We start from the raw sequence: 23,927 nt of genomic DNA, 5'->3' as shown, positions 1-23,927 counted from the left end.
AAAAACATAATAATCAATTGGTTTGTATGCAAAATACCTCATTGGTCCAATGAATAAAAGTCGACTTCTTCGACTTTGCGTTAGCACCCTATTCCTAGCTTTGGTAAAATAATCCATTAACGAAACAGAATGGATAGGAAAATGAACCTTTCTCAACTAAGCCAAGAAATCTACGATCACCTTTACCGCGACATTGAAGAGTTCCGCAGTACTTTTGATCTGCCTGTTGCTGCTCCTGAAACAATGGACGAAAAAGGCGATACGCTACATACCTCTCTAGCGATCGAAGAACTAACAGAACTTGCAGAAGCTGATTCTAAAATCGAACAAGCGGACGCTATCGTAGACAGCGTTTATGTTTTGATGGGACGTCTGGTTCACCTTGGCCAAGCTAAGGTTGAAGACAACCTAGCAATCAGTTACCTGATCGACCTGCTATTGAATGTTTCTAAAAACCGCTCAATTGACTTCTTACCTTGCTGGGACGAAGTACACTCAAGCAACATGAGCAAAGTATGTCGAAACGAAACTGAATACGCTGAAACAGAAGCTTTCTATGCTGAGCAGAACATCAAGCTGATGGCGGTTCAAAAAGGCGAATACATCATCGCTAAGTGTGCGGAAGATTTCGTATCTGAGGGCAAGACAGTTCGCCAAGGTAAAGTACTAAAATCTGTACACTACCGTCCTGCGAACCTTGAGCCACTAACGGTTTAAGTATGGCTACAACTGAAGCACTTTAAAGCCTCAGTTGACTGAAATCGAAAACGCCACGTTATTTTAACGTGGCGTTTTATTATCTATTAGAAAGCTCTAGCTGTGTTAATTGGAGCCGTGTATTAGAAGCAGAACACTATACCAGTCGAGCCATATGATAAGCCGCCACATATTCGCCATTTCTGAAAGCGAACCCAGCCGACTCTCCTTCAATAACAAAACCGAATTTCTTGTAGAGACTGATCGCTCTTTCGTTATCGGTGTACACCGTTAGCTCCAGTCGTTTGATGTTAATCCAGTTATCACACAAGTCGATCGCGGTCGCGAGCAGTTGGCTACCGACACCTTTGCCTAATACATCGTCTTTAACACCCATTCCGAATGAAGCAACATGACGCCTTCTCGGGTTTACACACACTTCCATTCCCAAATTACCAACAATCTCATCGTCGATAATCGCGACATACGAGTACACGTTGTCGGGCATATTAGAGATTCGTTTCTGCCAGCTTTCCAGAGATGGATTTGGGAGTTGCAGCGTACCGGTATAAGCGTTTGTGCATTCGTAAACTTCTTTGATTCCCTTTGCATCTGACGGTTCAGACCGTCTCACTATAATACTCATCGCAACTCCTACTATTTTCATCGCTAAATATGAAACACATCCTTAATGTGCACCTAGCACATTATCAAATACTAAATATTTAACAATAGGTTAGATAAAATTGTTTTGATTAAATCTTATATAGAGTTGAGATTTAGGTGTACTTAAAAGAATGCAGCTCACTCGATTTAAGTCTTACCATCTTGTACCACGAAGGAAGAACCAAATCTTACGCTTTAGGAAGGCTCATAAAAAAGACCAGAGCATCATGCTTCTGGTCTTTTTATGAATCAAACGTCAATCAGAACTCAGTTTCTGAGTCACTTTTCTCTAGGCTGATGACATTCAAAACTGCAAATGCAGAGGCTAGGAATAAGCCTAATATCCAAACAAAATACCACATGAGAAACTCCTTAATACAGTGAATTGCCGTTGCGTTCGACATACTCGTTATCGAGTCGTCCAAACATGGTGCGATAACTAAAAGCGGTGTAACAAAGGATGATTGGCACCATCACAAATGCTACGCCTGTCATGATGTTCAAGGTCAGTTCGCTAGAGGTTGAATCCCAAAGGGTTAAGCTATGGCTTGGATTAACGCTAGACGGGATAATGAACGGGAACATCGAGAAACCCGCCGTTAAGATGATGCAAGCGTTAGTCAGGCTTGAACTAATAAAAGCAATCGCATCCCATTTCAACCTTGCGCCAATCAAAGCCAGCAATGGAATGGTCACGCTGCCGATCGGTGCAAACCACATCCAAGGGTACGTATCGAAGTTGGTTAACCAAGCGCCAGCTTGTGTAACGACTTCTTTGTTCAAAGGATTTGAAGCCGAGCTATGATCCATCGCACTGACTATCAGATACCCATCAATATGGTTTATCGCCATACAGCCAATCACCATAAGGAAAGCGACAAATACAGCACTCGCCTGCGTCACTGTTCTTGCCTTTTTGTATAGCGCATCGGTGGTTTTCATCATCAGCCAAGCACTGCCTTGCAACAACGCCATCAATAACCCAACAAAGCCACACAACAGAGCAAACGGATTAAGCAAATCAACAAACGATCCGTGGTACTCAACCATCAAGAAGCTATTGAGCGTAAAAGGTAAGCCTTGCATCAAATTGCCAAACGCCACCCCAAACAAGATAGGAGGGAAGAAGCCTGAGAACGAGATTGCTAAGTCACATACTTGTCGCCACTGAACGCTGTCGATCTTTGCTCGGTACTCAAGTGCAAGAGGACGCAGCCACAATGAGATAAGAGCCAAGTACATCGCAACATATAAGCTTGAAAACGATGTCGCATACACTAACGGCCAAGCCGCAAACAAAGCGCCACCTGCGGTAATTAACCACACCTGGTTGCCGTCCCAATGGGGTGCAATGGAGTTAATCATCACTCGTCTTTCAGAGTTGGTTTTACCGATAAACGGTAACAACGCTCCTACTCCCATATCAAAGCCATCGGTGATCATAAAACCAATCAGCAACACACCGATTAGCACCCACCAAATTAAACGCAATGTGTCATATTCGAACATGAGTCAGTCACCTTATTGTTGAACTTGTTGTGCCAATTTGGCTTCAAGTGATGTTGTTGTTTGTTCATAGTGATAACGCCCCGTTTTCAAACTGCTTGGGCCTTTTTTAGCGACGGTAATCATCAAGTAACTTTCAACAATGATGAAGACCGCATAGAGGCCAATAATTAGCGCGAGAGACGTAAGTAAGTTTTCAACGGTTTGCGAAGAAGCCGCGACCGCAACAGGGAGAATTTCACCGACCGCCCATGGTTGACGACCATACTCTGCAACAAACCAACCAGCTTCGATTGCCACCCAAGGTAATGGAATTGACCAAAGTGCCGCCTTCAATAACCAAGGCTTTTGAGTAATGTTTTTACGGTAGGTTTGTAAGAAAGCCGCGCCAAAAACAAACAACATAACGAAGCCACAACCCACCATGATTCTGAATGACCAGAACAGAGGCCACACAGTTGGAATTGAATCATCGGCTGCTTGTTGGATTTGTTGTTCAGTAGCATCAGTCACGGTATCTGTGTATCGCTTGAGCAATAAGCCGTAGCCAAGGTCGTGCTTGGTTTGATCGAAAGCTTGCTCTGTCTCATGTGAGGTATCGCCAGATCGCAAACGCTCTAGCAATTCATAAGCAATAATACCGTTTCGAATACGCACTAAATGTTGATCACGCAAGTCATGAAGCCCTGTCACTTGCTCGTCCAAAGATCGCGTTGCAATAATCCCCATCACATAGGGAATTTTCACAGCAAAGTCGGTTTTGCCTTCTTCTTGATTTGGTAATCCAAACAAGGTAAACGCCGCAGGTGCCGGTTCGGTGTGCCATTCAGCTTCAATCGCTGCGAGTTTTACTTTTTGGACGTCACCCAGTTCATAGCCCGACTCATCACCTAATACGATCACCGATATGATAGAAGCAATGCCGAACGAAGCTGCGACAGCAAACGAACGTTTTGCAAAAGCAACGTCACGACCTTTAAGCAAGTAGTATGAACTCACGCCAAGGATAAACATCGCACCGCAGGTATAAGCCGAAGCGACTGTGTGTAAGAACTTAACTTGAGCAACTGGGTTGAGCACCACTTCGGCAAAGCTAGTCATTTCCATACGCATGGTTTGGTAATTAAACTCCGATCCAATCGGGTTTTGCATCCAACCGTTAGCAACCAGAATCCATAATGCAGAAAAGCTTGAGCCCAACGCCACCAGCCAAGTCACCATAAGGTGTTGGCGTTTGGACAGCCTTTCCCAACCGAAAAAGAACAGTCCAACAAAGGTGGATTCTAGGAAGAATGCAACAAGGGCTTCGATAGCAAGAGGAGCACCGAAAATATCGCCGACATAGTGAGAATAATAAGACCAGTTGGTGCCGAACTGGAACTCCATGGTTAATCCGGTCGTGACACCTAAGGCGAAGTTAATACCAAAAAGTTTGCCCCAAAAGCGAGTCATGTCCTGATAGATTTGCTTACCGGTAAGCACATAGATCGACTCCATGATCGCCAATAAGCAAGACATACCAATAGTTAACGGGACAAAGAGAAAGTGAAACATAGCGGTTAGCGCAAACTGTAAACGCGACAATTCAACTACATCAAACATTTAAGCTCCAAACATCATAATGATGGATTTCATATTAAGAATTGGAGCGTATTTCAGCACAGTTTGAACAAACCAAACTAGAACAGATTGAATGTTAAAAAACAGAACAGGTTGAATTATCCGACGAGTGACAAGCTAGATTTCAAGTAAACATAGTCGAGGATCGACTAACGACTTAGGCTTGTGATTCCATGGTCTGAATCAAACTACCTAGTGTACGAATGGCTTCTGCTATTTTGTCGTCACAAGCGTACGAACAATTGAGACGAATATGATGAGAGAACTTTTTGTCGCTGCTGAATATAATTCCCGGCGCAACAGAGATGTTGTTTTCAAGTGCTCGCTCATAAAGCCTCTCTACACAAACAGAATGAGGCAGCTCTATCCAAAGGAAATAACCACCTTGGCTTTTATGAATCAGAGCACTCGTAGGCAAACTGGATTCGAGAAGTGCTATATGCGCCTTCTTCCTTTCATTCAGCAGTTTACGAAGCTTTTTAAGGTGGTTGTCATAACTATAAAACGTCAGGTAGTGAGACAAGCCAAGCTGAATCGGAATACTGCTGGAGAGTGTCGATAGGTGCTGCAATCTCTGAATCTTTAACGCTTGTTTCCTTGCAACTACCCAACCGATTCGAAAGCCGGGCGACAATGATTTGGAAAACGAACCGCACAGCATGATTTGCTCGCCGGTGTCATAGGCTTTAGCAGGCAATGAGCTTTGGTTGCCGACATGAAGTTCTCGATACACATCGTCTTCGATCATCGGGATCTTATGGTCATTCACTAACTCGGCGAGTCGCTGCTTGTTGTTATCACTCATCGAATAGCCAACAGGGTTTTGCGATTCTGTCATGAACCAACATGCTTTGATGTCCATTGAAGCGAACACCGACTCCAATACATCTAAATCGATACCGGTTTCAGGATCGGTCGGGATCTCAACAGCGGTAAGATTAAGCCTTTCAATGGTCTGTAACACACCGTAAAACGCAGGGTACTCTATCGCGACTAAGTCACCCGGTTCGGTACAGGATTGCAGGCATAAGTTAAGTGCTTCCATTGCCCCAGATGTGATCACAATATCGTCGGGCAATACATCTAGCCCACCAGCTTGATAGCGCTGAGCGATTTGCCTGCGTAATGTTTCACTGCCCGGTGGCAGATTAGTAAGCATGCTGTTATCGGGCATTTGACGACTGGCATTGGCTAAACTGCGCGACAATGCTTGATGCGGAAACAAAGCAGGGTCTGGAAATGCCGAGCTGAGTGGAATGATACTAGGGTCTTTGGCTCGTTGAAGTACATCGTAAAGCAGGTCGCTGATCTTAACGGGATACGGCTTGATGGCTTTTTGTTGTGCGAGTTCTGAGGTGAACACATTTCTGCGCGGTAACACGAAATAGCCAGATTTAGGCTTAGATCGCACATAGCCTTGGTCTTCAAGCTGTTGATACGCCTGAAGTACCGTCTCGATACTGAGTTTATAACGTTTACACGCGTCTCTAATCGATGGAATTTTCTCACCACTAAGCCAGATGTTTTGTTCTATCTGATTCTTGATTGTATTGGCGAGTATCTGAGATTTTTTCATCAAAAAGTCTTTTCTATCTAATGTGTAAAATATTACTAAACCGTGAATATTCGAAGTACTCAGACATTCAGGTATAACAAAGCCCTACCCTAAACCCAATTACCTTCACGGTCGACTTGTTTATCTCTCCCATAAGAAAAGACACCACACTCATCAATCGAGTGTGGTGCCTTAATTACTGAGCTGCTTAGCTACTTAGTTTAGATTAACTAGCCGACTAGTTAGCTGGACGCCACACGCCCCATTGATCATTTTCGTAGGTCGCTTTAGGGTTTGTACCACCTTGAATCCACCACTGTGCTTTCCAAGACTGGTTCGAGTACGTTACTACTTCACCGCCTAGGTAAGTCGCTGAAGAGTCCCAAGTGCCATTGTCTGGGTCAGGAGTCGGATCTGGATCCGGCGTTGGATCTGGGTCTGGTGTTACGCCACCGTCATCAGCAATTACTTCAAAAGTGAAGGTTTCAACACTTTCGCTTTCAATCGAGCTAGCCATAAACGATAGAGTTTCGTTTGCAGTGATGCCAGTGGTATCAACTACGATAGAAGCCGTGCCGTTATTTTGAATGCTTACTGAAGAGCCTTGAGTTTGAGTCAATGTCGCCGCTTCGCTTGTTGCAATCACAACTTTGTCGCCAGCATTCACTACGTTGTCACTCTTCACTAGCTCGTAGATGTCGCCTTTCAATGGTTCAACACCACCGTCGCCACCATCAATCAGCGTTAACTGACCAGAAGCACGGCTATCTTTTGAGTTGAAGAAGTTACGTGAAGGATCGTTTTGGAAATACATGTAGTGCTGCATTTCAGCGTGCCAGTCACCAATGAAGATCGCGCCATCTTTAAACTCTTCATGCCAGCCGTTAATCTCTGAAGCCAACAAGCGAGCCCAATCGTTAACGTTTGAAGCATCGATAATGATGTCGAAGCTACGCGCTACTTCACCGTACTTGTTGATGATGTCATATTTAACCGTATCACCAATTCCTGGCGTACCAAACTGGTCAGAAACAAACAGGTCGCCACGGACTAGATCAGGTTGAGGACCCGGCTCTGGTGGAGGAGTTGTTCCCCCCGCGATAGTGATGTCTGAACAGTTGTAGAAACCTTCACCGGCGGCATCGTCACGTTGCCAACGAACGTATAAGATTGCGTCGCCAGATCGGTCTGAAGGAATCGTTACGTTGATACGGTATTTGCCACCACTTACAGGAACATTCCCAACTTCTTGGAGAAGGTCTAAATCTCCCCACGCTAGGCCTTTGCTCAGGTCGGCGTTTGGTTTGGTTAGGTAGAACTCCCAGAATGACGGGTTGTGTGGTGCAGTCGCATTGAATACATATTCAAATGTACCAGTGCTTAACTCGGTGCGAGTCCAACCTGTATGAGGTGCACCCATGCCACGTTTTTGCGAATCATTGGCGTAACATAACGTGCCGTCTGGAATCGCCGCTTTCACTGCATTGATGTTGTTGAAGTCTTGAATGTTTTTCGCATACTCGTTGCGTTGAACGAAAGGATATGACCCTGAAATCTCTTTTGCTTGAGCACATGCTGCATTTGGTGGCGTACCCGACCAAACCCCGCCTTGTTCATAGCACGTATTCTGACGTGCACTTGGAAATTCAGACCAGCCATGAGCGTTTGCTACTGATGGTACGCTGGATAGCATAGCCATCCCCACTGCTATTTTTAGAATATTATTATTTGCTGTTTTCACTTTCCCACTCTCTATTATTTTACCCCCGTATGAAATATTGATTGGACATTTACTAATCAATATTGCAGTTCGAGGGTTTATAGTTTCTGACTTAAAGAACACGGAAAATATATACGTCATAACTATCAATAAAAGTGGGATTTATTTTGAAAGGAATCAGAATCACACAACTCAAAGAAATGCGTTAGAGATAGATGATATTGGTTCGAATTATCAATTTTTACCGACAAAAATTACGCATTCCCTAAGAAAATAGATCGCTAGGAAGGTATTTTTTCATTGAATTAATTGGAGTGAAACGCTCGCATAAATAATGATATTGAGTGCTTTTTATCTTCATTATTATTACGTTGTTGAGACTGCTGTAAAGTCGCTAAGCTATTGAGCGTATACGTTTATAAATGGATAAATCATTAAACGTTAATTTGAACGAGCTAAACTAATAGCGGCTATTCATGCCAAATCGATTCGACATATCATCGTCCATACGACCGCCCTTCCAACCGCCACCGCCCAACAAATTAAGTACATCACGCGCGTTATATTCCTCACCACCGAAGAAGTCATTAGACACATCATTACGCAGCAGTTGAATGGCTGGAGCAATTTCAGCAGCAAGGTCTTGTGGATCAGCAAACAATGCTAAGGCAACCAGTTGTTGGCGCTTACTCAATTCACATGAACTCGTTTCTACTTGCCCAATAGAGAAAAAATCACTGCTTCCGTACGCTTTCACCAACTTTGCAGAAAGTGATTTGATTACTTTCTTGATTCGTCGTCGTTGAATATATCTAAACATATAGATTGCCTTGTATTGATGAGCCTAAATTAACCAAACAATAGGTAAGTTTGATTGTCGACCGAGATGCTTTTTACTTGCGTGTTAAATACGGATTCTAGCTGTTCAGGCACAAGCACTTGCTCTGCACTGCCTGATGCTTGTAGTACGCCCTTTTCGAGCAGCAGTACTTGGTCGGCATGCCTCAAGGTTCGGTTCAGGTCGTGGTTAGCCATAATAACCGCAATGCCCTTCTCAGCCACTCGTTCGATAAGCTTATACAGCAACGCTTCTTGAGCAATATCTAACGGCGCTGCAGGTTCGTCTAGGATCAGGAGCTTTGCATAAGGGTTAAGCGTCGGCCAAATTTGCAGGCACATTCCCGCTAAACGAACGCGTTGCCATTCACCACCAGACAGTGTCTGAATTGAACGATGAAGTTTATCTGTGATGTCCAACATCTGGCTTATCTCTTCCAAAGCCGTGTTGATTTCAGTATCAAGGCCATGTGATGAACTTGGCAGTGATAACGCAAGGTATTGGAAGACTTCCAAGTTGAAGGCGGGTCTTGCACTTTGACAAAGATAAGCGCGATGCAATGATAAATCTTGTAGTGATAATACTGACAAGTCTTGTCCGTCGAGCTTTATATCACCTTTGTAGCCATCACCAACGCCAGATATCGCTTCTAATAAGGTACTTTTCCCACTGCCATTAGGACCGATGACATGAGTCACCTGCCCTTGCTTGAGCTCAAATGATAGTGGTAATAAACGAGCGCCGACGCTCAGGCTCTTAATTTGAATCATGATTTTTAATTAACATCCAAATGAAGATTGGTGCACCGATACTGGTTGTCATCACACCCAAGGGTAATTCTGCAGAATCGAGTAATGTACGTGCGCAAATATCAGCAAACACCAGTAACGCGGCACCGGCAACGGCAGACAAAGGAAGAAGGTATCGGTTGTCGGTACCAATCGCTAAACGCAGTAAGTGTGGCACCACCAAACCCACAAAGCTGATCACGCCACCTAACGCTACTGCGCAGCCGACTAAAATAGACACAGCGAAGATTAAACGCCAACGTAATCTCGGAACGTTCACGCCTAACTGCGCAGCATGGGTCTCGCCAATCATGAGTTTGTCTAGCTTGCTACCTTGCAGGCACAGCCAGATAATAACGGGGATCATTACTAACGTGAGCGAGTGCTGGTACCAAGTTACACCACCCAAACTACCCATCAGCCAATACATCAATAAGCGTAAGCTAAGATCATCACTAAAATAGAATGCCCACGTCACCATCGCGCCAGAAAGAATGCCTAACGCAACACCCACCAGCAATAACTTGGCCGTAGTCAGTCGCATCGTTTTAACCATGCTCACTAGAATCACGGTAAAACAGAGTGACCCTAAAACGGCGGCAATCATGAACAGTTCTGGTGTAGGAGCAAACGGTAAGAAGAACAGCACGATCACCATCGCTAAGCTTGCACCACCAGAAATGCCGAGCACACCGGGCTCTGCTAATACGTTACCCAATAAGACTTGTAAGCTTGCGCCAGATACGGCTAACCCTGCCCCGATAGCAATAGCCGCCAATAGTCGAGGTAAGCGTAAATCAATCAGTAGTTTTTGTTCTAACGTGGACAATGTGCCCAGAGGGGAAATGAAGAGATCGCCAACCATTAGATAAATCGCACTCAGCGTGACAAGCAGTGCAGCCATCAGATAAATGGCTCGGGTCCATTTTCGCTGTTTTTGGTGAAGAAGTTGTTGGAAATCCATATCAAGCTACTTTGAAATTGTTCGCGTAACCTTACCTGTATCCCCAAATAAACTCAAGGCTCACACCGTAATGTGAACCTTGATATTTCAAGCAGTTGGGCGGTTGTTTTGGTCGATTAAACCTAACTGGATATTAATCGTACACAAGCTGACCATGGTCGAATCGCGTTTCAACTTCGCACACCATTAAGGCAGCTCGTTGACCGATAGCAACGTTACGATTTGGAAATACCACCGCTTCGTTTTCATTCTTCGCCATCAATGGCTTATCACCATCATGACCAAACACTTCACCGTGCTTGAACGCCGTAAAGTTTTCAACGGCATCAGAGAACATGAAATCAAAATCATCATGCAAACGAACAATGGTTCGGCTTACGCGATAAGTAATGGTTTTCTTTGGCAAATGCTCTGGTTCTATTTCAGCAATCAAATTGCGCATTGCCAAATCGAAAGCCGTTAACTTATCAAGCTGGTTCTCACCAATTCTTGCTACCTGCCCTAGCTCCATTGTCAGTGCTTGGGCTTCAAAGTTTTCAGCGCTGTACCAACTGAAGGTGCTCGTTGGCGCATTGGATAACAACACCGCTTCAACGTGAGCACTGTTAATGAAATCGAACAAGGCTTTACTGCGAACTTCGTGGCGAACCTTAGGGCTTACGGCGAAAGAGTAATGCTTAGACAAACGGATCGCACAGTGCAGATCTAAGTGCCAACGAGTGGCAGGCACCGTTTCCTTGTAAAACTCAGTAACCAAGAACTTAAGGTTCTTCGCGATGTCCACTTCTCGATTACTCTCGTACTGTTTTTCATCAAACAGACGGTTCATATTCACATCAAGAAAACGCGTATGCGCATTGGTCGCTTCTGGGTGAGCAATGATGAACAAACATCTTGCTGTCACGACTTGGAAGCCGGTTTCAATATCCTCAATGAGCTTATCAATCAGCTCCATTGGTGAAGTTTCGTCGCCATGAACACCTGTTGAAAATATGATGTTCTTGGTCTCAGGATTATACTCTGCGGGAATCACTTCCAATACACCGCGTTGATGAAGCTTAATTTGAACACCGTTACTCAGTACGGTCTGTCCTGCAACCACTTCTTGCTCAAGATCTAGGCTGTCAAAAAGAAATGATTGGCGAAAGAGGGTCTTCGTCATGCGCTACTCCTTAATTGCACGGCCGTATGTTAATAAATTGTACATAGAAATTGTGTTGCTAGGATCGCACTTATCAATAGAAACTCCGTTATCACTCACAAATACTACCCATATATTTTTGTATTACCTGCTGACTTTACTAACCGACATCTGTTCCAAATAATTTCACCTATTTAGAACAACTTTTGGTTATCTCTGTTTATATCAGCAAGATAAGAGCCACGTAAGCTAACACAGCTCTTACCTACCATGAACAGATTGAGATCAATTAATCTTCCTGATCGAGCAATCTTTCAAATTCATCGATTTGAACTTTGACCATGTCGATGCTTTGTTGCCAAAAATCAGCTTGAGTCAGATCCATTCCTAAGTGCTTTTGAACCACTTCTTCCGCCATCATGCTGCCCGTATCACGAAGCAACGAAACGTAATCGCCGTAGAATTGCTCACCTTTCGCATCGCGCTGAGCGTAAACACCTTTACTGAACAGATAACCGAACAAGTATGGATAGTTATAAAAGCTCACTTGAGAGATGCTGAAGTGCAGCTTGCTCGCCCAGAAGTAAGGATCGGCTTCTGTCATTGCAGCGCCGTACCACTCTTTCCAAGTCGTTTCCATCAAGTCACACAGCTGCTGAGCCGTTAGCTCACCTTTTTCACGCTGCTCGTAGAAGGCTTTTTCAAATTCGAAGCGAACGGGAATATTCACCATTAGTGCCAAAGAAGAAGAAAGCTCTTCCCACAGCATTTCAAGTTTCTCATTACGTGTTTGTGCTTGCTTCAATAGGTGGTCACGAACAATGTTCTCAGCAAAGATCGAAGCGGTTTCAGCTAACGTCATTGGGTAGCGTGTTTGACACAACGGCATGTCTTTCATCACCCAGTTGTGGAACGCGTGGCCTAGCTCGTGCGCTAATGTCATTAAGTCTGAGCGGCTACCACTCCATGTCATGAACACAAGCGGGGTGCGTGTCGCAGCAAATTTAGTGCAGTACGCACCTAGACGTTTATTGGCTGCTGGAGCGGCATCAATCCAACCGTTCTCAACCATTAATGCGACGAAATCAGCCATCTCTGGATTTACTTCAGCAAAGGCGGTTTTAATCACTTCGATCGCTTCATCAAATAGATAAACCTTAGATTCAGCATCACCAAGTGGTGGCATGGCTGCTAAATGGTTCCAAGGCTTCATTTCATCGAGCCCGTGAACTCTTGCCATTAACAGGCCTGCTTTCTGGCCTACTGCTCGATTTGCCTTTGCTACCGACATCATGGTGTCTAGCGTTTCAGGTACGATGCGGCTGGCGTGTAGGCTTGGATCAAGGAAATGTACGTCGCTTATTTTCGAGCGCTTTTTGTTCTCTGTCAGTCGCCAACCCGCAAGCGCATTTAGAATTGAAGCAAAAGACTCTTGGTGCGTCTCCATTGCGCCTTGGACTGCGCGCCATGCCGGTTCTTGTTTGTCGAATTCGCTGCCGTACAACAAGCTCGCAGCTTGTGAAAAACCTAGCGCTTCGTCTTCACCGTTCAGCTTTAGCGACAGTTTTAAAGAACCGGTTAAGTTATCGTACAAACGACCCCATCCATCACGGCCATCAACCTTCATCGCGGCCAATAACTGCTCTTCAGCAACACTAAGGCGGCTGCTTGATAACTTACGCGAGCTTTCAATCGCAAAGCGTTGTCCTGCTACATCTGCGCTGTCATGCTCTAAAACTGCATCAATAAACTCTGGTTCTGCGTGGATTAGCGTGTCTTCATATGGGCTAAACGCTTGAGACATTTCAGAGTTCAGCTTCGCTACACGACCAAGCAGAGCTTTGGCTTCTGTGTGCGTCGCGTCTACCGATGCGTGGCAATTAGCGAAGGTGTTGATCGTGCTCAGTAACGTGCCTGCCGCTTCAGAAGTTTGAATGGCGTTTTGCATCGCTAGAATGATATGACGCTTTTCAACGTGTAGGTACAACAGCTCAATACATTGTTGAATGAGTTCAATGTCTTGTTCGATTTTTGCATCATTAAGATCGCGATAAGCAATGCTTAGATCCCAACTCGGTGTTGTCATGACTAAATTCCTTTCACGTAGGTAGTAATACCAATCTGGTATAGCGGCTGTAAACGCCGCTTTATACTTCTATTTCTGGTTCTATTTCTATTTCTATTTCTGTTTCTGTTTCTGTTTCAATTTACAGGTCCAATAGATTGTTAACTCTTAAACTGTGTTTTTTGAACACTCAGAGAACAGCCAACCCTATCGACTTTACACTGATAAAACTCTGTGCGAACTGAGTGATTTGAATATGAGTTATCGACGCGTTTTCTATCGATAGCTTCGAGTACAAACTCGGATTTTTCCAATCAATATCAAGACAATGCGCTAGCAGTATGCGAATCACACCACCATGGGTAACCAACAATATATTGTCACTTGGATCATTCAAAAGTTGCGACCAAGCTTGAGTTACTCTGTCGTGGAAGCTCTGTAAACTTTCTGCACCAGTCAGTTGATGATTAGCAGGATCTTGCCAAAAGGTTTCTAGCATTCCCCACTTGTCTTCAAGCTCATCAAATGGGACACCATCAACGTCACCGAAGTTCATTTCCTGAAAGTCTGGTGCTACAGATAAAGTCACAGACATACGCTGTGCGTATCTGTTTGCGAGGTCGCTGCATCGCCTTAATGGTGAGGTAACCACGCAATCAAAGGCAATATCTTGTTTTATCAGCGCCCCACATATCCGATCTTGAAGATCAGGATTAACCAACACATCAGATAAACCATTAAGTGCCGCTTCGCCTTCGACTTTGCCATGTCTTAGTAGATAGATGTTCTTGGTTGTTCCATTTTCCATTTGTTCAACTAACCTTTGATACCAATCTAATTATGAGTCGAGCTTTGAGTCGAATGGCTCGACGGTTTTAAGCTCAATGGTAATCCTGCTGCAACCAGCGTAACGCGTTCAACGACGCGAGCTAGCGCTTGGTTCATGCGACCCGCATTGTCGACAAATAGGCGCGACACTTTACCTAGCGGCACTACACCTAAACCGACTTCGTTAGAAACCATGATAATTTGCGCTGGGCTTTGCTCTACGCTTTTCACTAAAACTTCAACCACGGCCTCAACCTGTTCATTGGTCGCATCATCACCCAACTCAAAAATAATGTTGTTCAACCACAAAGTTAGGCAGTCAATCAACACCACATCGTTTTGACCAAAAGACAGCAGTTTTTCGGCTAATTCAACAGGGGCTTCATGCTCAATCCACAGCTCACCACGACGTTGTTGATGGTGCGCGATTCGTTCTCGCATTTCATCATCAAGATATGTCGCTGTCGCAATATAATTGAGGCGTCCATTTGAACATGCTTCAAACGCACATAATGCTTGTTGCTCTGCAAAACTCGACTTACCAGAACGAGCTCCACCCAATATCAGATGACTATTTCGCTGACTTGTTTGATTAATTTGACTAGCTTGATTCGTGTTTGTCATAGGAAGCCGTTATAGAAAGCCATTGTAAAATGCAGTAATGAATACAAGGTAAATCAGTAACTCCATCAACTGTTGAGCTGCCCCCAAGCAGTCGCCAGTAAAGCCGCCAATTCGAGCCGTTAACCACTTTTTGAAACCTGTTCTGAACAGATAGGCGACGACAGATAAAACCAAAGCGAATTCAAGACCAAACCACAAGCTAGGCAACACCCCTACAAGCAATAAGAAGACAAGTTCGCCTTTGGTTTGCTTGTTGGCCAATGGCTTACTTTTACTGGTATCTAAGTCGCTGACATAAGGCATGTCGTAAATCAGCGATGCAGCAATTGCACGGCTGAAGGTATAACTGGTCACGATAACCAAAAACAGAGCCGTCATGTTGACCAACTCATGCAACAGCACCCACTTGCCAAGCAGAGCCATAACCAGAGCAGACGCGCCATAGGTACCAATTCGACTGTCTTTCATGATGGTCAAACGACGTTCTAGAGTCATGCCGCCACCAATGCCATCCGCCATATCAGTCAAGCCGTCTTCATGGAATGCACCTGTGAGCATCAGGCTAAAACTCATCATCAAAAAGATCGCCACCGCACTCGGCAGTATGGCATCGAGTAGCAAGAACACACCGCCACATAGAACACCAAGTAACAAACCAACCAGTGAGAAATAACGACCCGAACGGTTCATTCGCTCTTCTGAATAAGGCGTATTCTTCGGCATCGGCAAACGAGAAAAGAAACCCATCGCCAACGAAAAAAGTTCCCATTGGTATGTGATGCTATCTTTCAACGATCTTTTTGGTGCATCACTCATTAAACCGTGACTCCAGCACTCGCAAAACTCGCCATGTTGTTATAGAACTCTGCCGCCGCACGAATTATTGGCATAGCTAGCGCAGCACCTGTGCCCTCGCCCAATCTCAATCCAAGATCGAGCAGTGGCTCAGCGTCTAGCAGCTCTAATAGAATCTTGTGCCCCGACTCTTCAGAGCGATGAGCAAAGATCATGTAATCACGGCAACTCGGTTCAATTAGAGTCGCGACATACGCCGCAACCGACACGATAAAACCATCGACCAACACAGGGGTTCTGTTTTCGTAAGCGCCAAGGAAGCCCCCCACCATTTGAACTATTTCATAACCGCCGACTTGGCTTAACACCTCTTTTGCGTCAGGATTTATGCAACGAGCAACACCTTGCTTAACCACCGCCACTTTACGTGCAAGCTGTTCATTGTTGATACCAGTGCCTAAACCAACACACTCATCTGCAGTTCGGTTTGCTAGCGCACTTAAGATGGCAGACGCGCTGCTGGTATTGCCGATGCCCATTTCACCAAACATGATGATATTCGTGCCATTCGAAATGGTTCTAGATACAAGCTCAGTTCCCAGTTCAATCCCACGTTCAACAGTTTCTAAACTCATTGCCGCTTCATTGGCAAAGTTATTGGTTCGCGTACCTAAGCGCTGAGAAATCAACATGTCGCTGTCAGATTCAACAGGCAACAAAATCCCAGTGTCCACGACTGTAATTTCGACGTTGTTTACCGCACAAAAGCAATTAATCGCTGCGCCACCGCTTAAGAAGTTCAACACCATCTGTTGCGTGACGGCACTTGGAGCAATACTCACACCTTCATCTGCTATGCCATGGTCGCCAGCAAAAATGATGATACGTGGCTTATTCAATTCGATGTGCTCAACCGCAGTTTCTTTGCCTTGGCTCTGAATCAATGCCAGTTGATGTGCGACTTTTTCTAGTAAGCCAAGCGCACCGAGTGGCTTGGTTTTTTGGTCAATTCGGTGTTGGATGTACTGCGAGTATTGGGTATCTAACATAAGTTTAGGAACACTTAAATTTAAGGTAATGGATTTCTAGGGCTGCGATTCTGCTTAAGCTAAATCGTTACACTATTTAGGGCGTGCAACAGAGAACACATTGGAAAGCGTCGCGTATTCACCGCCACCAAGTCGAGATAAAGGGTCCAATGCCAACGCGTCAATCTTAAGACGTTCACTATCTTTATCAATCACATCTTCGGAAATGTACACGGTTTCAACTTGAGCAAAGATAAGGCTTTGAGGCACCTCTCCCACTTCTTTTACTTCGTACAAAGTGCAGCCAAAAGCGACCGCACACTCTTTCACTCTCGGTAAAGAAAACCCTTCAAATTCAACTAGCTCAATATTATTTGCGGTAACTTCAGAGTCACCATGTTCGAGTGTAGCTGCTGTTGCTGTCATTGTTTCGGCAGAACTTGAAGAAGCAATGTGAATCACTAGCTTACCCGTTTCTAAGGCGTTACGGGTGGTATCTTTGATTTCGCCCGACGGCTTTTTCCCAACTGATAACATCAGTAGCGGCGGATTGCTGGAAACAGGCGTGAAATAGGAGAAAGGTGCTAGGTTGTACTCTTGGTCGGAAGATTCCGTCAATGCCCATGCTATCGGGCGAGGCACAACGGTTTGTGTCATCAGGTGGTAAATCTGAGTGGGAGCAAGAGTATCAAGTTTGAGGTTCATAGCACGTCCTTGGTCTATGTGAATTACGACTCAGTTTACGTGTTAAGCAATGCTGTATCTATGCCTAATCAACAGAAACGGTAGAGAGTGTTCTTAATTTAAACAGATCACACCGGTATTTTCTCAAATTGACAGTCAAATTGACGAGCCCGAAACACCTACAATATTGATAACAGATTTATCAATAACTTACATTTTGGCATCGTTTATGCTTTATCTAAAGTACTTGTTAATCTCTCCATTGATGAGTGCCCATACTGTGAATACCCACATCGCAGTTGCTTTAAAGGAAAACAATCGATTGAAAGACAAAACCAAACAATGATTTAGGAGGTGGAATGATTCCAAACTCAAGTAAAAGAAAACCAAATAAATCGAGTAAGAAAACCAACAAAAAGGTAAGGAAAATCCCACTCTCCTTTACCTAGTAGATATCGAAGCAATATGACAACAAAGTAGTAAAGTAAATAACAAGCCCGTCGCCCAGCGGGCTTTGTTATCTTTAACACCTTAATTGAGGTTTACCTAGCTAAGCACATACCTTCCGTATAAAAGCCCATCATCAAACCCCATCTTCCTAACGCTCATTCATGAAACTTTTGTTCGCTTAAAATTCAAACACTGTTTATATTAAACAAGCACTTGTAGAGCGAGTAAGGAATAGAATGAGTATTAATGGAGATAAAACATCGGTTGTTATAGCTGGTGCGACAGGGCTAATTGGTCATCATGTCCTGAGACTGCTCATTAACGAGCCCGCTGTAGAACACATCTATGCTTTGTCACGAAGAGCATTAGGTGAAGAATTTCACTCCAACAAACTCGATACACTCATCCACAACGATCTACAAGTAACGAGTTGGGACGACACCAAAGCGACGCCCAACTTAGGCATTATCTGCTTAGGCACAACCAAGAAAAAAGCAGGTTCAAAAGAAGCGCTGCGAAAGATCGATGTAGAACTGGTTAGCCAAGTGGCACAGTCGATGAAATTCCTTGGAGTTCAACGTGTCGCAGTCGTTTCTAGCTATGGCGCTTCGCCAGACTCCTATTCACACTATCTGCGCTGTAAGGGACAAATGGAGCAAAACCTAAAACGTATTGGCTTCAAGCAGCTCTTCATCGCTCGTCCAGGCCCGCTGGTGGGTGAACGTGCCGAACCCAGAACTGATGAAAAGCTCCTACAAAGAGTCTTCCCTTTAATATCTCCGTTAATGTTTGGAAAATTCAAAAACCTACGCCCTATCCAATCGGAAGATGTAGCGAAAGCAATATTATTCCGATTGTTCGAAAATAATTTCCAAAGTATCGAAATCTACACCTCGACTGACATGCTTAATTTATTAGCGAAATATCATTAAAACGTCTATCTATTCACCACAATGTTGAATATCCATCCAACCCATTGGGTGGATATTACTAATCGTTCTAATAAATTACTTTTCCTTATTTTACGTTTTGTTACAGGTCGCTATTTTAGCTAACAGTATTTGCGCCCATATATCTAAGCGCCCTATCGATTCATGGTTATTCATAAGGAAAAACAATGTCATTTTCAGCTATCGCTGCCTTAGCGGTATTCACTGGTATCCTCTTTTTTCTCTACGGACAGCAGAAAAAAGAAAACACACTTTCTCGCCTCGTTTTACTCGGTTTAGTTTTCGGTAGTGCTTTTGGCCTTGGTCTTCAACTGCTATTTGGTGAAGGCAATCCTATTATCAAAGAGACGCTCGACTGGGTAAACATTGTGGGTCGTGGTTACGTTGGCCTACTAAAAATGGTCATCATGCCATTAGTGTTAGTTTCAATGATTGCGGCAGTAGTGAAGCTTGAGAAAGGCGGCTCACTAGGTAAGATTTCCGGCATCACCATTTCTGTGTTGCTAGCAACAACGGCAATTTCTGCGATTGTTGGTATTGTTGTAACACAAGCATTCGGCTTGTCGGCTGAAGGTTTAACTGAAGGCGCTCGTGAAACAGCACGTATCGCAACACTAGAAAGCCGCATCGGCAGCGTTTCAGATCTAACTATTCCACAAATGCTGGTTAGCTTTATTCCGACTAACCCATTTGCAGACCTAACAGGGGCTCGCTCTACTTCTATCATCGCGGTAGTTATCTTTGGCGTGCTAACGGGTATTGCTGCTCGTAAGGTGATGGCAGAGAAAGAAGAATTAGAATCTCCAATCCGTACGTTCGTTGAAGCGGCTCAATCTATCGTTATGCGCTTAGTTAAGATGATCATGGCACTAACGCCATACGGCATCGCAGCATTAATGGCGAAGGTAGTCGCAACGTCAAGTGCTTCTGACATCCTAAGCCTATTGGGCTTCATCGTTGCTTCTTACGTCGCTATTATCCTGATGTTCGTCGTTCACGGTGTGTTGGTTTCTTTTGTTGGTGTCAACCCGAAAGAGTACTTCCAAAAGATCTGGCCAGTACTGACGTTCGCTTTCACGTCTCGTAGCTCTGCAGCAACTATTCCCCTGAACGTTGAAGCTCAAATCACTAAGTTAAACGTACCACCAGCGATTGCTAACCTGTCTGCGTCTTTCGGTGCAACAATTGGTCAAAATGGTTGTGCGGGTATTTACCCTGCAATGCTTGCAGTTATGGTTGCGCCTACGGTTGGTATCGACCCAATGGACATTAACTTCATTCTGTCTCTGATTGCTATTATCACAGTGAGCTCATTTGGTATTGCCGGCGTTGGTGGCGGTGCAACTTTCGCTGCACTTATCGTACTACCCGCGATGGGTCTTCCTGTGACTATCGCAGCACTGCTTATCTCTATCGAGCCACTTATCGATATGGCACGGACTGCGCTTAACGTATCTGGTGCAATGACAGCTGGTACAATCACAAGCCGCCTATTGGCTAAAAAGGACAAGCAGCAAGATTTGGAACAAGCGAACGCTTAATGGGTTCGATTGATCCAATAACTTGAGTCTCGTTAAACAAAAACCGATGCACATGCGTCGGTTTTTTATTGCTTATTAGTTTTGTTTATTACTTTACGACCATCCACATTCTATAACGCAAAACTCTATATTTGTTCAATAGTACAATAAGTTAGCCATGAAACATCAGCCAAACTGATATATGATGCACCGCTTCAATATGTCACATCATTCTGGCACCCGTTCGATAACAGGATCCTCATGAGCTTTATTATATTATTACTTCTTCTAGTCTTCGTTGGCGTTACACGTTTATTTCAGTGGCGAAAAACCTCTAGTTTTATCAAACTTCTTCTTCTCTCTTTATTTATATTGATTGGTTCGGGTTTAATCCCTCGCTATCTACTAAACGACCTGCAAGCCAATTATGAGCGCAAACCTGACATTCAGTGGACCTCTCACAATGCCATTGTCTTGCTTGGTGCTGGTACTCAACTCATCGCAAGTACACAAGAATTTGAGCCGACCTTTTTCTCGTTCGGTCGCATCAATGAAACGGCAAGCCAATATAAAAACTGTGCGAAGGCTCAAACCATATGCAAAGTGATTGTTAGTGGTGGAGATGCACAAAATAATGGTGTAACCGAAGCGGAAGTTTATCAACAGCAGTTGCTTAGACTCGGCGTTCCACTAGCCGATATCATTCAAGAATCGAATAGCGTCAACACTTGGAAAAACGCGCAGCTCACCAGTGACCTAATGAAGCATCACCAGTTCGACAACATTGTTCTTGTTTCATCAGGCCTACATATTCGTCGTAGTGAACTCTACTTTAATCATTTTGGATTAAACGTCGTCCCAGTACGAGCCGACTACATGGCTGCTCAAATTTCATGGTTACCATTGTGGTACAACTTCGCAGTTACAGACTTTGCATTGCATGAACAATTGGGTTTTGCTCGTTACAACCTTTACAACTTTATGGGTTGGAACAGCAAACGTGAGAAGCCCGGTGACGCCTGATCGCTTCAACCATGATCTAACTAGTTAGTTATTTAGCTATTTGGCTATTTGGCTATTTGGCTATTTGGCTAGTGGTCATTTGTTATCTAGAAGATTCACAGCTCATAAACAAAAAAATGCAGCCACAATCGAAGGATTGTCAGCTGCATTTTTAATTCGTGCTTCTACTCAGTACTAACGGGCAATTACCACATTAGATCATCTGGGATCACGAAGTCTTTGTACGGGTCATCTTCGTCTACTTCATCTGAGCTTGAAGCTTGCGTATCAACGATAGATTCTTCGTCACGCATTGCGATCTTGTTTGCTACTGCTGTTGGGATAACAACATAGCTTTCGCCTTGGCGCGCAATACTTAGAATGCCTTTACTTAGTTGCTTTTGAGTCAGCTCTTCTACGTAAAGGTATTTAACTAGCGTACCGTCGGTGAAGTTGTATTTGATCTCACCGTTCTTCTGTTCGATCTTGTTCATCTCAATCAGTTGCTTCACTTGAGCTTTAATTTCTTTGCTCAACTGCTGTTCTTTCAACTGTTGGTTTAACTCTTTGTCTTTCGCTTGCTGCGCCAGTTTAGTTTCTTCTGCTGCCGCTTTTGCTTCACGAGACTGAACGCGAGACTTTTTAGAGCCTTTCTTCGCCTTCTTTAATTTTTTCTCATTTACCAAGCCAGCTTTAAGCATTTGCTCTTGGAGTGTTAACTTTGCCATGACTTTCCCAGTTCAGGATTAAAAACGACACTATCATACCTGTTTTTGAGGTTTCTGTTTACTGAACAAGAGTAAATTACAGAACAATCGCAAAATTTGTGCTGATAGATCTAAGCTGTCACCATAATCCCTTCTAGTTGCTCACAACCTCTGCTCTCCCCGAACAAACAGTTTTCGTTTAAGCACGCCAATATTGGCTGATCCACCGACTCGAAATCATTACCTGACTCTATTATTCGCGCGCGTACCATTTATCATTCCAATAAGACAATATGTTAATTTTCAATGGTTAATCAATTTTATAAAACCTTGGCATATATCTCATATTTGAATAAATGCCATAGAGTTATAACTCCAATGTCATAACTCTTGACTACGTTATTCTAGACATAAATCAATAAGGATAACGTAAACGATGAAAACTCAATGGACTTGCCTGAGTGCAATACTTGCATCAGCTTCATTCATTTCAACCTCGGCTATTGCAGATACCGATGTGTACCTGACCAATAACACGAGCCAAGTAATGACGATTCAAACCAATCACACGGGTACCGACCAGCTTCAATTCGGTGATGAGTGGCAGCAACATGTTGAGCAAATTGGCCCGTGGGAAACCCAAAAGCTGATCAGTTTCAACCGCTGGACAGGCGTGAAGTCCGGTAAGACATACAAGTTTGACACAGTAGTCTCAAATTCTATTGGGGAGAGCGTCACACTTAATCAAACCATGGAAGGACATTGGTACAACTCAACACTGCAACACGGTTTGAGCGCCGCAGACGTCGACTTAACACTGCATGATGATCGTAATATTCATCGTAATTCAACCGATGCTTTTGATGTGAACACTGAACTTGCCTTCAAAGCTGATAACACCGCTCGCTACGATGATATTTATTACACCATCACTCCACCAAAAGTGGATGAGCAACCAGAGCCAGATGCCAATACACTCAAAGTCATGACTTATAACATCTGGGCACTGCCTGCCATCGCTTCGCATATTGGTGACCGCTATGACCTGATCCCTCAATACGTAAAGGGCTATGACGTGTTGGCTCTACAAGAGGTGTTTGCTAACGGCAGAGATGAATTCTTGCGTGAACTTGCAAAAGAGTCTCCTTATCAAACCAAAATGCTCGATAAAGATGGGATTAACATCTATGACGGCGGTGTGATAATTGTGAGCCGCTACCCTATTGTCAACGAAGCGCAATACGTGTTCCCTGATTGTACAGGCACAGATTGTTTCGCTGATAAAGGCGTGAATTACGCTGAAGTCATCAAAAACGGTCAGGCTTACCACGTGTTTGGCACTCACACCGCATCATTCGATACGGACACAGCTCGTGACTACCGACAACGTCAATTCAAGCAGATGCGTCAGCTTGCTCAATCACTGGAAATACCAACCTCTGAAACGGTTATTTACAGCGGTGACTTCAACGTGAACAAGCTGAAGTTCCCAGGCGACTACCAACAAATGTTCGCTAACCTGCAAGCCGATGAGCCGGAGTATTCAGGTTATACCGCTTCAACCTTTGATCCTCGTATCAACAACTTTGCAGGCGAGCCTATGTCTGGCGGGGAAAATGTCGAATACTTGGATTACGTAGTGGTGAGTTCGGAGTACGCACAAAAAACTCACAACAATAACCGCGTTGATGTTCCTCGCTCAACCAGCAGTGAATTATGGAAGCACTACAACCTTTCAGACCACTTCCCCGTCAGTGCTGTCATCAAGTAACGCGGTGAA

The 23,927-nt window shown here is 44.2% G+C and carries 22 protein-coding genes; 5 read left to right on the top strand and 17 right to left on the bottom strand.

Translation table 11 applies throughout. The features are described 5' to 3' along the window. The first annotated feature begins 141 nt into the window (after positions 1 to 141). Positions 142 to 717: a nucleoside triphosphate pyrophosphohydrolase family protein gene (locus AB4513_RS08770; protein ID WP_009846922.1), complete on the top strand. Its 576-nt coding sequence runs from the start codon at positions 142 to 144 to the stop codon at positions 715 to 717. Positions 718 to 853: 136 nt separating this feature from the next. Here AB4513_RS08770 and AB4513_RS08765 read toward each other — a convergent pair whose 3' ends face one another. The 16 genes from AB4513_RS08765 to AB4513_RS08690 form a co-directional block, all read right to left on the bottom strand. Continuing rightward, complete coding sequence (locus AB4513_RS08765; RefSeq protein WP_032555215.1) at positions 854 to 1,342, bottom strand: GNAT family N-acetyltransferase; 489 nt, start codon at positions 1,340 to 1,342, stop codon at positions 854 to 856. A gap of 280 nt (positions 1,343 to 1,622) precedes the next feature. Then, positions 1,623 to 1,724 carry a cytochrome bd-I oxidase subunit CydX gene (gene cydX, locus AB4513_RS08760; RefSeq protein WP_004734907.1) on the bottom strand — a complete coding sequence of 34 codons (102 nt, stop codon included), beginning with the start codon at positions 1,722 to 1,724 and terminating at the stop codon, positions 1,623 to 1,625. Between the two features lie 10 nt (positions 1,725 to 1,734). After that, positions 1,735 to 2,871, bottom strand: coding sequence for a cytochrome d ubiquinol oxidase subunit II (cydB, locus tag AB4513_RS08755; protein ID WP_009846924.1), 1,137 nt, complete (start codon positions 2,869 to 2,871; stop codon positions 1,735 to 1,737). Between the two features lie 12 nt (positions 2,872 to 2,883). Further along, the gene (locus AB4513_RS08750; protein WP_009846925.1) at positions 2,884 to 4,470 is read right to left on the bottom strand and encodes a cytochrome ubiquinol oxidase subunit I; all 1,587 of its coding nucleotides are present in this window, start codon (positions 4,468 to 4,470) and stop codon (positions 2,884 to 2,886) included. 175 nt (positions 4,471 to 4,645) lie between these two features. Next, entirely contained in the window at positions 4,646 to 6,064 is a 1,419-nt protein-coding gene (locus AB4513_RS08745) for a PLP-dependent aminotransferase family protein (protein WP_009846926.1), read from the bottom strand. Positions 6,065 to 6,281: 217 nt separating this feature from the next. Further along, on the bottom strand, positions 6,282 to 7,736 hold the full coding sequence (locus AB4513_RS08740; protein WP_032555244.1) for a lytic polysaccharide monooxygenase: 1,455 nt from the start codon (positions 7,734 to 7,736) through the stop codon (positions 6,282 to 6,284). A 487-nt stretch (positions 7,737 to 8,223) separates the two neighbouring features. After that, complete coding sequence (locus AB4513_RS08735; RefSeq protein WP_009846928.1) at positions 8,224 to 8,583, bottom strand: DUF6559 family protein; 360 nt, start codon at positions 8,581 to 8,583, stop codon at positions 8,224 to 8,226. Between the two features lie 29 nt (positions 8,584 to 8,612). Then, entirely contained in the window at positions 8,613 to 9,371 is a 759-nt protein-coding gene (btuD, locus tag AB4513_RS08730) for a vitamin B12 ABC transporter ATP-binding protein BtuD (RefSeq protein WP_017096954.1), read from the bottom strand. Beyond that, entirely contained in the window at positions 9,358 to 10,353 is a 996-nt protein-coding gene (gene btuC / locus AB4513_RS08725; protein ID WP_009846930.1) for a vitamin B12 ABC transporter permease BtuC, read from the bottom strand. Before btuC ends, btuD begins: the two co-directional genes overlap by 14 nt. Positions 10,354 to 10,486: 133 nt before the next feature. Beyond that, a complete protein-coding gene (locus AB4513_RS08720) occupies positions 10,487 to 11,515 on the bottom strand; it encodes a succinylglutamate desuccinylase (protein ID WP_009846931.1) in 1,029 nt (342 codons plus the stop codon). A gap of 268 nt (positions 11,516 to 11,783) precedes the next feature. Then, the gene (locus AB4513_RS08715) at positions 11,784 to 13,580 is read right to left on the bottom strand and encodes a M3 family oligoendopeptidase (protein ID WP_102258531.1); all 1,797 of its coding nucleotides are present in this window, start codon (positions 13,578 to 13,580) and stop codon (positions 11,784 to 11,786) included. Between the two features lie 169 nt (positions 13,581 to 13,749). Next, complete coding sequence (locus AB4513_RS08710; RefSeq protein ID WP_102258532.1) at positions 13,750 to 14,367, bottom strand: histidine phosphatase family protein; 618 nt, start codon at positions 14,365 to 14,367, stop codon at positions 13,750 to 13,752. Positions 14,368 to 14,393: 26 nt separating this feature from the next. Further along, positions 14,394 to 15,011 carry a bifunctional adenosylcobinamide kinase/adenosylcobinamide-phosphate guanylyltransferase gene (gene cobU / locus AB4513_RS08705; RefSeq protein WP_102258533.1) on the bottom strand — a complete coding sequence of 206 codons (618 nt, stop codon included), beginning with the start codon at positions 15,009 to 15,011 and terminating at the stop codon, positions 14,394 to 14,396. A gap of 9 nt (positions 15,012 to 15,020) precedes the next feature. Continuing rightward, positions 15,021 to 15,827: an adenosylcobinamide-GDP ribazoletransferase gene (locus AB4513_RS08700; RefSeq protein ID WP_102258534.1), complete on the bottom strand. Its 807-nt coding sequence runs from the start codon at positions 15,825 to 15,827 to the stop codon at positions 15,021 to 15,023. Then, the gene (cobT, locus tag AB4513_RS08695) at positions 15,827 to 16,855 is read right to left on the bottom strand and encodes a nicotinate-nucleotide--dimethylbenzimidazole phosphoribosyltransferase (protein ID WP_009846936.1); all 1,029 of its coding nucleotides are present in this window, start codon (positions 16,853 to 16,855) and stop codon (positions 15,827 to 15,829) included. The genes AB4513_RS08700 and cobT overlap by 1 nt, the downstream gene beginning before the upstream one ends. Before the next feature lie 72 nt (positions 16,856 to 16,927). Further along, positions 16,928 to 17,539 carry a flavin reductase family protein gene (locus AB4513_RS08690; protein ID WP_102258535.1) on the bottom strand — a complete coding sequence of 204 codons (612 nt, stop codon included), beginning with the start codon at positions 17,537 to 17,539 and terminating at the stop codon, positions 16,928 to 16,930. Between the two features lie 665 nt (positions 17,540 to 18,204). Here AB4513_RS08690 and AB4513_RS08685 point away from each other — a divergent pair. From AB4513_RS08685 to AB4513_RS08675, 3 genes are all read left to right on the top strand, one after another. After that, on the top strand, positions 18,205 to 18,900 hold the full coding sequence (locus tag AB4513_RS08685) for an NAD-dependent epimerase/dehydratase family protein (protein ID WP_017099715.1): 696 nt from the start codon (positions 18,205 to 18,207) through the stop codon (positions 18,898 to 18,900). A 185-nt stretch (positions 18,901 to 19,085) separates the two neighbouring features. Continuing rightward, the gene (locus tag AB4513_RS08680; protein ID WP_009846939.1) at positions 19,086 to 20,459 is read left to right on the top strand and encodes an L-cystine transporter; all 1,374 of its coding nucleotides are present in this window, start codon (positions 19,086 to 19,088) and stop codon (positions 20,457 to 20,459) included. 240 nt (positions 20,460 to 20,699) lie between these two features. Further along, positions 20,700 to 21,461 carry a YdcF family protein gene (locus tag AB4513_RS08675; RefSeq protein WP_017102192.1) on the top strand — a complete coding sequence of 254 codons (762 nt, stop codon included), beginning with the start codon at positions 20,700 to 20,702 and terminating at the stop codon, positions 21,459 to 21,461. Between the two features lie 185 nt (positions 21,462 to 21,646). Here AB4513_RS08675 and AB4513_RS08670 read toward each other — a convergent pair whose 3' ends face one another. Next, positions 21,647 to 22,168 (bottom strand): DUF2058 domain-containing protein, encoded by a 522-nt coding sequence (locus AB4513_RS08670; protein WP_012604134.1) that lies wholly within the window; start codon positions 22,166 to 22,168, stop codon positions 21,647 to 21,649. A 415-nt stretch (positions 22,169 to 22,583) separates the two neighbouring features. Between AB4513_RS08670 and AB4513_RS08665 the strand changes: the two genes are divergently transcribed. Continuing rightward, a complete protein-coding gene (locus tag AB4513_RS08665) occupies positions 22,584 to 23,918 on the top strand; it encodes a sphingomyelin phosphodiesterase (RefSeq protein ID WP_102258536.1) in 1,335 nt (444 codons plus the stop codon). Positions 23,919 to 23,927: the final 9 nt, after the last annotated feature.

The sequence above is a fragment of the Vibrio sp. 10N.222.54.E6 genome (assembly GCF_041473955.1).
GTDB lineage: Bacteria > Pseudomonadota > Gammaproteobacteria > Enterobacterales > Vibrionaceae > Vibrio > Vibrio tasmaniensis_A.
Note: the sequence above shows the minus strand (reverse complement) of the source record. Positions and strands in the feature narration are given on the sequence as shown.